This window comes from Dactylosporangium sp. NPDC005555 (assembly GCF_040605635.1).
Taxonomy (GTDB): Bacteria; Actinomycetota; Actinomycetes; order Mycobacteriales; family Micromonosporaceae; genus Dactylosporangium.
Genome location: NZ_JBEXDG010000155.1, coordinates 1 through 1972, shown reverse-complemented (window position 1 = coordinate 1972; position 1972 = coordinate 1). Strand labels below are relative to the sequence as shown.

Genomic DNA, 1972 nt, shown 5'->3' with positions numbered 1-1972 from the left:
ACGGTGGGTCCGGATTCCGTCTCGTACGCGCCGAGCATGTGCGACAGGCGCAGCACCGGCAGGATCTGGTCCCGGTACTGCACCACCTCACGGCTACCCGTGCGCTCGATCCGCTCCACCGGGAACTCCTCCAGACGGGTGACCATGTCGAGCGGGATGGCCACGCGACGGTCGCCGACGCCGGCGATGAGCAGCCTGCCGCCGTTGCCGCCGCCGCGGCGCACGGTGGTGTCGCCTTCGGACCGTTCCGCACCGGCGGCGAGGTGGGCCCGGCGTGCGAGGGACGCGACGTCGAGGATGAGGGCGACCCGCCCGTCGCCGAGGAGGGTGGCGCCGGCATACGTGCCGATGTCCTTGAACCGCGAGGTGAGCGGCTTGACGACGACCTCCTCCGTGTTCAGGACACGGTCGACGACCAGGCCGAAACGCTTGCCCTCGGCCTGGAGAACGGCGACGTAGACATCCTTGTCGTGTTCGCCGTCGCGGTGCAGGCCGAGGATGTCGTCGAGGTAGACGAGCGGGAGGAGCTTGCCGCGCAGCCGGTACACGGGGGCGTCCATGGCGTGTTCGACGACGCGTCCGGACTGCCCGTCGAGGTAGACCAGCTCATGCACCGCGACCTGCGGAATCACATACCGCTCATCACCACACTCGATCGTCAACGCCTGAATGATGGCGAGGGTCAACGGAATCGTCAACCGCCACGTCGTCCCCTTCCCCACCACCGAATCGACATCGACCGCACCACCGATCCGCTCGATATTCGTCTTCACCACATCCATACCCACACCACGACCCGACACATTCGTCACCGCCTTCGCGGTGGAGAACCCCGGCCGGAACACCAACCCCAGAACCTCCCGCCGATCCATCGCCGCCAACTGATCCCTGGACACCAGACCCTTCTCCACCGCAATCCTGGCAATCTTGTCCGGATCGATCCCCGAACCATCATCACGAACCTCGACAATCACATGCCCACCCTCGTGATAGGCCCGCAACGTCAACGTCCCCTCAGCACCCTTCCCCGCCGCCACCCGCTCCACAGGACTCTCAATCCCATGATCCACAGCATTCCGCACCAGATGGGTCAGCGGGTCCTTCACCGCCTCCAGGAGGGACCGATCGAGCTCGGTCTCCTTCCCCTCCTGCGCCAACCGGATCTGCTTACCGAACGTCGAAGACAGATCCCGCACCACCCGCGGCAACTTCGACCACAAATGATCGATCGCCTGCATCCGGGTCTTCATCACCGACTCCTGCAACTCAGACGTGATCAAATTCAACCGCTGACCCGTCCGCGTCATCCCCGGATCCGCCACCGACCCGATCGCCCGGATCAACTGATTCCGGGTCAACACCAACTCCCCCACCAGATTCATCAACTTGTCCAACAGATCCACATCCACCCGGATCGACTGATCCGCCACACTCCGCTTCGGCACGCCGTCCTCAGCGGGGGCGTCGCCACCGGAGGCGGGCCGCTTGGCGGCCGGCGGGGCGGCAGCGGCGGGCGGCACAGCAGCGGGAGCGGCGACCGGGGCGGCGGGGGCGACAGCGGGCGGCGCGACGGCGGGAGCGGCGGGGGCGGCGGCCGGCGACGCGGGGGCGTCAGGCTCGGCGACGGGGGCGACGACCACGACCGGTTCGACGACGACGACCTCGACGACGGGCGTCGGATCGATCACGGCGACCGGCTCCGCCGCCGGCGCTTTGGTGGTGTCGACGGCCGGCGCGGCAGCGGCAGCGGTGGCGGCAGCGGTGGCGGCGGGTTTGGCCGGGGCCGAACCGTCGGTGATGCAGGCGTTCACAGCCGCGATCACACCCGCGTCGTCGCCTTCGAGCTCCTTACCGTGCTCCTCGATCTCCGACAACAACCCACGGACCGTGTCCACCATCCGCAACAACGCATCCGTCGTCGACGGCGTCATACCCTGCGCACCATCACGCAGACGCGACAACAACGACTCCC

Annotated in this window: 1 protein-coding gene; it reads right to left on the bottom strand. The window is 67.6% G+C overall.

What is annotated here, in order from left to right; translation table 11 throughout:
* A partial coding sequence (locus tag ABZS58_RS51185) for a chemotaxis protein CheA (RefSeq protein ID WP_354792103.1) occupies window positions 1–1931 on the bottom strand: 1931 nt, incomplete at its 3' end.
* Between the last annotated feature and the right edge of the window lie 41 nt (window positions 1932–1972).